General features: G+C 71.8%; 8 protein-coding genes. 5 read left to right on the forward strand and 3 right to left on the reverse strand.

Annotated features, from left to right (window positions below):
* Positions 1 to 46 precede the first annotated feature (46 nt).
* Positions 47 to 1039: a sensor histidine kinase gene (locus tag ADL12_RS16485; RefSeq protein WP_244187911.1), complete on the reverse strand. Its 993-nt coding sequence runs from the start codon at positions 1037 to 1039 to the stop codon at positions 47 to 49.
* Positions 1040 to 1256: 217 nt separating this feature from the next.
* Between ADL12_RS16485 and ADL12_RS16490 the strand changes: the two genes are divergently transcribed.
* The 5 genes from ADL12_RS16490 (at position 1257) to cseC (ending at position 6122) form a co-directional block, all read left to right on the forward strand.
* Positions 1257 to 2192 (forward strand): HhH-GPD family protein, encoded by a 936-nt coding sequence (locus ADL12_RS16490; protein WP_062703086.1) that lies wholly within the window; start codon positions 1257 to 1259, stop codon positions 2190 to 2192.
* A gap of 343 nt (positions 2193 to 2535) precedes the next feature.
* Complete coding sequence (locus ADL12_RS16495; protein ID WP_003999062.1) at positions 2536 to 3075, forward strand: SigE family RNA polymerase sigma factor; 540 nt, start codon at positions 2536 to 2538, stop codon at positions 3073 to 3075.
* 128 nt (positions 3076 to 3203) lie between these two features.
* Positions 3204 to 3818 (forward strand): hypothetical protein, encoded by a 615-nt coding sequence (locus tag ADL12_RS16500; protein ID WP_062703093.1) that lies wholly within the window; start codon positions 3204 to 3206, stop codon positions 3816 to 3818.
* A gap of 157 nt (positions 3819 to 3975) precedes the next feature.
* Positions 3976 to 4680, forward strand: a complete 705-nt coding sequence (gene cseB, locus ADL12_RS16505; protein WP_062703087.1) for a two-component system response regulator CseB — start codon at positions 3976 to 3978, stop codon at positions 4678 to 4680.
* An 11-nt stretch (positions 4681 to 4691) separates the two neighbouring features.
* The gene (cseC, locus tag ADL12_RS16510) at positions 4692 to 6122 is read left to right on the forward strand and encodes a two-component system sensor histidine kinase CseC (protein WP_062703089.1); all 1431 of its coding nucleotides are present in this window, start codon (positions 4692 to 4694) and stop codon (positions 6120 to 6122) included.
* A 16-nt stretch (positions 6123 to 6138) separates the two neighbouring features.
* On the opposite strand, the gene ADL12_RS16515 is transcribed toward cseC, so the two are convergent.
* Together ADL12_RS16515 and ADL12_RS16520 are read right to left on the reverse strand one after the other, a co-directional pair.
* A complete protein-coding gene (locus ADL12_RS16515; protein WP_062703091.1) occupies positions 6139 to 6573 on the reverse strand; it encodes a VOC family protein in 435 nt (144 codons plus the stop codon).
* Between the two features lie 60 nt (positions 6574 to 6633).
* On the reverse strand, positions 6634 to 7074 hold the full coding sequence (locus ADL12_RS16520) for a helix-turn-helix transcriptional regulator (RefSeq protein WP_062703095.1): 441 nt from the start codon (positions 7072 to 7074) through the stop codon (positions 6634 to 6636).
* Between the last annotated feature and the right edge of the window lie 322 nt (positions 7075 to 7396).

The raw sequence follows: 7396 nt of genomic DNA on the forward strand, positions 1-7396 counted from the left end.
ACTGTGGCTGGATGGCTTGGCTTTCGCCACCCGGCCAACACTGAACCTACCAACGCCCACTGACAGCCGCTGACGAACGCCGAAACTCCCGGCAGCAGCTCTCGCCGCCGACGGCGGTGACGGCGGCGCCGGGCGCGTGCCGTGCCGCGTTGGTCAGGGCCTCGCGGACCACCCGGTACAGGATCCGCTCGGCCAGGCCGCCCGGCTTCGGCGGGGAGCGGACCGGTTCCCACCGCACCGGCAGCCCCGACTCGGCGGCGCGTGCCACGAGTTGCTCGACGGTCTCCCCCGGCGGAGTCAGCGAGAGCGGCTCGTTCTCCTCCCGCAGGACGCCGATGACGCGGTGCAGCCGGTCGGTGGCGTCGGCGGCGGCCGCGCGCAGGTCGGCGGCGGTGCGGTGGTGGTCCGGGAGGTCGGGGGCGACCTGGAGGGCGCCCGCGCGCAGGGCGATCAGGCTCAGCTCGTGGCCCAGGGAGTCGTGCATGTCCTGGGCGATCCGGGCCCGTTCGCGCAGTCGGGCCCGCTCCTCGGCGATGCGCTGCTCGCCCTCCAGCCGCGCGGCCCGCGTCCAGCCGGCCGCGGCCAGCTCGCGGCTCTGCCGCCAGTAGCGGCCACCGAGCCAGGGGAACACGCAGCCGAAGAGCAACGTGCCGGTCAGCACCACCCATTCCGGCGCCGGATCGACCCCGAGGAGCGCGATCCTCGCCGTACCGAGACAGCCGACACCCCCGAAGACGACCGCCGCCGGGCGCACCCGGTCCGCGCGCAGACCGAGCAGCAGCGCGAAGGCGCCGAGCGCCGGGCCGTAGGAGACCGTGAACAGGGCGGGAGCGGCGGCCAGGCTCACTACGGCCGTCAGCCCGAAGGCCACCAAGGGGTACCGCCGGGCCACGGCGACCGCGGCGGCGAGCACGGCCGGCCCGGCCAACTGCTGCCACAGGCCGCGCGGCTCGTTCAGCCCGAGACGGTCGGCCGTGAGCGCGGGCGACGCGAGGGCGGCCCACAGGAGGCAGGCCCGCCATGTGCGAGGACGTTCCATCCGCCCGACGCTACAAGCGGGTGGCGGGGAGCCACTGCTGCCGATCGTCAGGTGCGGTGCGCTCTTCACAGCAGGTCCGTGGGTCTGGGGACGCAGGTCCATGGGTCTGGGGACGCAGGCCCCCGGCGACCACCACCCACCCCAACCGGCAGCCACAACGCACCGGCACCCGCACCTACCCACCCGACCGCCACCGGCATGGCAGGATCGGAAGGCCATGACTGCGCCCACGAAACCCCCGCACAGCCACCCCGCCGACGCCGGCGCGGACGCCCCCCTCGCTCAGCCTCTGCAAGAAACCGTCATCGACTGGTTCGACGAGAACGCCCGCGATCTCCCCTGGCGGCGCCCCGAGGCCGGGCCCTGGGGGGTGATGGTCAGTGAGTTCATGCTGCAGCAGACGCCCGTGAACCGTGTGCTGCCCGTCTACGAACAGTGGCTCGCCCGCTGGCCCCGACCCGCCGACCTGGCCAAGGAGGCCCCCGGCGAGGCCGTGCGCGCCTGGGGCCGGCTCGGCTACCCGCGCCGCGCGCTGCGGCTGCACGGCGCCGCCGTCGCCATAGCGGAACGGCACGGCGGGGACGTACCGACCGACCACGCCCAGCTCCTCGCGCTGCCCGGCATCGGCGAGTACACGGCGGCCGCGGTGGCCTCCTTCGCGTACGGCCAGCGGCACCCCGTACTGGACACCAACGTCCGCCGGGTCTTCGCCCGCGCCGTCACCGGCGTGCAGTACCCGCCGAACGCCACCACCGCCGCCGAACGCAAGCTCGCCCGCACCCTGCTCCCCGACGACGAGCGCACCGCCGCCCGCTGGGCCGCCGCCTCCATGGAACTCGGCGCGCTGGTGTGCACCGCGAAGAACGAGTCGTGTCACCGCTGCCCGATCGCCGCTCAGTGCGCCTGGCGGCTCGCGGGCAAGCCCGAGCACGACGGTCCGCCGCGCCGCGGTCAGACGTACGCCGGCACCGACCGCCAGGTGCGCGGCAAGCTGCTCGCCGTGCTCCGCGAGGCCCACCTGCCCGTCCCGCAGGCGGCCCTCGACCGGGTGTGGCACGAGCCGGTGCAGCGCGCCCGTGCCCTGGACGGCCTTGTCGCGGACGGTCTGGTGGAGCCGCTGCCGGGCGGGATGTACCGGCTGCCGCTGACCTGATGCCCGCCCCGGCCGCCCAGGCGGCCCGGCGCACAGTCACATCACAGCCGTAGGCCTCTGCAACACACCACACACAGCAGCCGCATGGCCGCTACACGGCCATCACCCCACCAAATCACCCCATACCGACCCCAAGCGATCTAGCGTTTTACCCCTTTCCTGATTCCGTTACACAACCGACGGGCAGCCGAGCGCTAGCCGCAGGCTGCTTCGGACACCTCCGTGACAACGCCTCCGTAGCTTCATTTCCGTACCCGACAGACGGGGACGACTACGAACCACAGGCATTGAGACCCGACGGCGGACAAGCCGGCCGGCAACGGGGAATCAGGAGGCGGTCAACATGGCGCAGGGAGAGGTGCTCGAGTTCGAGGAGTACGTCCGCACCCGGCAGGACGCGCTGCTGCGCAGTGCCCGCCGACTGGTCCCGGACCCGGTGGACGCCCAGGACCTGCTGCAGACGGCGCTGGTGCGCACGTACCACCGCTGGGACGGCATAGCGGACAAGCGACTCGCGGACGCCTACCTGCGCCGCGTCATGATCAACACGCGGACCGAGTGGTGGCGGGCGCGGAAGCTGGAGGAGGTGCCGACCGAGCAGCTCCCGGACGCCTCGGTCGACGACTCCACCGAGCAGCACGCGGACCGCGCCCTGCTGATGGACATCATGAAGGTGCTGGCTCCCAAGCAGCGCAGTGTCGTGGTGCTGCGACACTGGGAGCAGATGTCCACGGAGGAGACGGCCGCCGCCCTCGGCATGTCGGCCGGAACGGTCAAGAGCACGCTGCACCGGGCGCTCGCCCGGCTCCGCGAGGAGCTGGAGAGCCGCGATCTGGACGCACGCGCGCTGGAGCGTGAGGAGCGGGAGCGTTGCGCGGCCTAGGCACGACAGCGGGCGGCACCGGGCACACGGACAGGACCGGGCACACGGACAAGGGTGACAGGGGCGCGGACGGGGATTCCGAGGACGTCGGCCCCCACCGCCCCGCGCCCGTACCGGTCCGGGGAACCTTGCAGGCGGCGTTCACGGCGGTGGCCGTGGTCGTCGCCCTCGCCCTTTTCGCCTCCGCATGCGCCACCGGCGGCACCGGCGCCCGCGACGAGGGACCGGCGCACGACGCGCCGGGCGGCTCGGCCGTCTCGGCGTCGCTCGCGGCGTCGCCCTCCGCCTCGGCCGCCCCGGACCCGAGGGAGGCCGTCCGCCTGGTCAAGAAGGACCCGGCGGTCTCGGCGCAGGTCAAGCGCGAGCTGAAGCCGTGCGTGTCCGACGACTATCCCGTCGATGTGTCCTACGGCGATCTGACCGGCGGGGCGGCGGACGACATCGTGGTCAACGTCCTGTCCTGCGGCGATCAGGTCGGCGTCGCCTCGTACGTGTACCGCGAGCAGGGCGGCGACTACCACAATGTGTTCAAGGCCGAGGAGCCGCCGGTCTACGCGGAGATCGACCGCGGCCTGCTGGTGGTGACCGAGCAGGTGTACGCCAAGGACGACGCGCTGTCGAACCCGTCCAGCGAGTACGTGATCCAATACCTGTGGACCTCCGACCGCTTCGTCCAGAAGCACCGCAACCGCACCGACTACGGCCCCCTCGGCGGCGGTGACGAGTCGGCGCCCGACAGTTGAGGGCGGCCCGCGGCAGCGGTGAACGCATCGGCCGATCCACGCGTCCCTCAAGTGGACACGCGATGCACCCCCGAAAAGACACGGCCGAAAAAATACGGTCGAGAAGACACGGCCGAGAACACACGGCACACGGCACACGAGGACTGAGAGCACCGGGATGGCAGACCAGACCCACGTTCTGTTCGTCGAGGACGACGACGTCATCCGCGAGGCCACCCAGCTCGCCCTGGAGCGGGACGGCTTCGCGGTCACCGCCATGCCCGACGGGCTGTCGGGCCTGGAGGCGTTCCGCACGAACCGGCCGGACATCGCGTTGCTGGACGTCATGGTCCCGGGCCTGGACGGCGTCAGCCTGTGCCGCCGTATCCGCGACGAGTCGACCGTGCCGGTGATCATGCTCTCGGCGCGGGCGGACTCGATCGACGTGGTGCTGGGCCTGGAAGCGGGCGCCGACGACTACGTGACCAAGCCGTTCGACGGTGCCGTGCTGGTCGCGCGGATCCGTGCCGTGCTGCGCCGCTTCGGGCACGCCGGCCGCGACGACCGGGCGGACGACGCCGGATCGGCGGCCACCGGCGGGGTGCTGGCCTTCGGCGATCTGGAGGTCGACACCGAGGGCATGGAGGTGCGCAGGTCCGGGGAGCCGGTGGCGCTCACGCCGACCGAGATGCGGCTGCTGCTGGAGTTCTCCTCCACGCCGGGCACGGTGCTGTCGCGGGACAAACTGCTGGAGCGCGTGTGGGACTACGGCTGGGGCGGGGACACGCGAGTGGTGGACGTCCATGTGCAGCGGCTGCGGCAGAAGATCGGCCAGGACCGCATCGAGACGGTCCGCGGCTTCGGCTACAAGTTGAAGGCCTGAGCGGGGCCGGCATGAGGGGGACGTTTCGACACCCGGCTCCGTCCGGCGCCGGGCACGCGGGCCTCACGGACTCGGCGGACATCGCGGGACAGGTCATGATCGGTCGTACGGGCACGCGCACGAGCAGACGCACGGGCAGCCGGGTCGCCATTCGCACCGGCCTGCGGTGGAAGCTGAGCGCGGCGATCGCGCTGGTCGGCACGCTCGTGGCGGTCGTGCTGAGCCTGGTCGTGCACAACCAGGCCCGGGTCTCGCTGCTGGACAGCGCGCGCGACCTCGCGGACGAGCGCATCCAGATCGCCCAGCGCAGCTACGAGCAGTCCAAGCGGCTGAACTTCCCCAACGCCACGATCAACGACCCGGAGCTGCCGGCGGCGCTGCGGGCCAAGGTCGAGGAGGGCCGGCGGGCGACGTATGTGACGGACACGCCGAGCGGGGCGCCCGACATCTGGGCGGCCGTACCGCTCAACAACGGGCAGGTCCTGTCGCTGCGCACCGGCTGGACCGATCGCAGTGAGCACATCCTGGACCGCCTCGACCAGGCCATGATCATCGGTTCCATCTCGGTCGTTCTCGGCGGCAGTGCGCTCGGCGTGCTCATCGGCGCGCAGTTGTCTCGCCGGTTGCGCAAGGCGGCGGCCGCGGCGAACCAGGTCGCGAGCGGCGAGCCGGACGTGCGGGTGCGGGACGCCATCGGGGGTGTCGTACAGGACGAGACCGACGATCTGGCGAGCGCCGTGGACGCCATGGCGGACGCGCTGCAGCAGCGGCTGGAGGCGGAGCGCCGGGTCACCGCGGACATCGCGCACGAGCTGCGTACGCCGGTGACGGGTCTGCTGACGGCGGCGGAACTCCTGCCGCCCGGCCGGCCCACCGAGCTGGTCCTGGACCGGGCGAAGGCCATGCGCACGCTCGTCGAGGACGTCCTGGAGGTGGCCCGCCTGGACAGTGCCTCGGAGCGGGCCGAGCTGCAGGGCATCATGCTGGGCGAGTTCGTCAGCCGGCGGGTCGCGGTGAAGGATCCCGCCATCGAGGTGCGCGTCGTCCACGAGTCGGAGGTCACGACCGACCCGAGGCGCCTGGAGCGGGTGCTGTTCAACCTGCTGGCGAACGCGGCGAGGCACGGCAGACCGCCGATCGAGGTCACGGTCGAGGGCCGGGTCATCCGGGTCCGCGACCACGGCCCCGGATTCCCCGAGGACCTGCTCGCCGACGGCCCCAGCCGCTTCCGCACGGGCAGCAGCGACCGCTCGGGCCACGGCCACGGCCTCGGTCTGACGATCGCGGCAGGTCAGGCCCGGGTCCTCGGTGCCCGCCTGACCTTCCGCAACGTACGTCCGGCGGGCGCGCCGGAGCATGTGCCGGCGGAGGGCGCGGTGGCCGTCCTCTGGCTCCCGGAGCACGCGCCGACGAACACGGGGAGCTACCCGATGCTGCCGTAGCGGCGCTTGGCGGGGCTCACCCGAACGACTTGGAGAAGTCGAGCTCCTCACTCCGCTCGGTCAGCGAGTACCAGTTGCCGTTGTCGTCGCGGAAGATCGCCTCGATGCCGTACGGCCGCTCCTGGGGTTCATGGATGAACTCCACCCCGCGCGCCTTGAAGGTCTCGTAGTCCCCCCGGCAGTCGTCGGTCCGGAACGCCCCGGCCCCGATGACCCCCTTCCCGACGAGCTTCTTCAGCGCATCGGAGGACTCGGGGTCCAGTCCCGGCCCGTCGAGACTCATCAGCGCGAGTTCGACGTCCGGCTGGTCCTTGGCGCCCACGGTGACCCACCGCATTTCGCCCATGGAAAGATCGTTGCGCACCTCGAAGCCGATCTTCTCCGTGAAGAACGCCTTGGTGCGCTGCTGGTCAAACGTCCATACGGTGGTGATGCCGAGGCCCTTGATCATGACGCTGCTCTCCCGTGCTCCGGTTTCTGCTTCCTTCCCTCACGCTAGGCAGGGGCGAGGTCAGCACGCTTCTCCAGAGTTGCTCTCCTGCGCCTGACCCTCATCCCCCCGCCGCCGAAAGCCCCCGGCCCACAACATCGCGTAGCACCCCGGTATCAACGCGGCCCCTCGCCCGACATGCTTCTCCCGGTACTCGGTCGGGGGCAGCCCGGTCCGCGCCTTGAACTTCGCCGAGAACGTGCCGAGGCTGCTGAACCCGACCAGATGGCAGATCTCCGTCACGGTCAGATTGGCCCCCCGCAGATACTCCTCGGCCCGCTCGATCCGCCGATGCGTCAGATACTGCCCCGGCGTCTCCCCGTACGCCGCCTTGAACGCCCGCACGAAGTGATACCGCGAGTACCCGGCATGCGCGGCAACAGCATCCAGATCGAGCCCGGGCTCGGCCCAGTCCCGATCCATGGCGTCCTTCGCCAGCCGCAACTGCCGCACTTTGTCCATACGCCCGATGGTGACACGCCCCACTGACAACGATCACTCTCGACGCCGACCCGCGCACTCGGCCCGCCCGGCGTCCGAGGCCGAACACCACCATCCCAATCCCCCACCCACCCGCGACGGCTCCACTCCTCCACCCCGGTCCAGGCATCCCAGCCCGCACAGCGTCCGAGGCCGAGCACGGCCATCCCGATCCGCCACCCACCCGTGGTGGCTCCGCTCCTCGACGCCGGTCCGTGCATTTCAGCCCGTCCGGCGTTTGAGGACGAGGCCCGTTCAGGGCCGAAGCGGGGGTCCAGGGGGCGGCAGCCCCCTGGCGGGGTCG

It is taken from the genome of Streptomyces regalis, from assembly GCF_001509475.1.
Lineage (GTDB): Bacteria > Actinomycetota > Actinomycetes > Streptomycetales > Streptomycetaceae > Streptomyces > Streptomyces regalis.

Bases quoted from the DNA above. Each gene is read 5' to 3' on its own strand.
- ADL12_RS16485 (WP_244187911.1), bottom strand. From the start codon at position 1,039: ATGGAACGTCCTCGCACATGGCGGGCCTGCCTCCTGTGGGCCGCCCTC.
- ADL12_RS16490 (WP_062703086.1), top strand. From the start codon at position 1,257: ATGACTGCGCCCACGAAACCCCCGCACAGCCACCCCGCCGACGCCGGC.
- ADL12_RS16495 (WP_003999062.1), top strand. From the start codon at position 2,536: ATGGCGCAGGGAGAGGTGCTCGAGTTCGAGGAGTACGTCCGCACCCGG.
- cseB (WP_062703087.1), top strand. From the start codon at position 3,976: ATGGCAGACCAGACCCACGTTCTGTTCGTCGAGGACGACGACGTCATC.
- cseC (WP_062703089.1), top strand. From the start codon at position 4,692: ATGAGGGGGACGTTTCGACACCCGGCTCCGTCCGGCGCCGGGCACGCG.
- ADL12_RS16515 (WP_062703091.1), bottom strand. From the start codon at position 6,573: ATGATCAAGGGCCTCGGCATCACCACCGTATGGACGTTTGACCAGCAG.
- ADL12_RS16520 (WP_062703095.1), bottom strand. From the start codon at position 7,074: ATGGACAAAGTGCGGCAGTTGCGGCTGGCGAAGGACGCCATGGATCGG.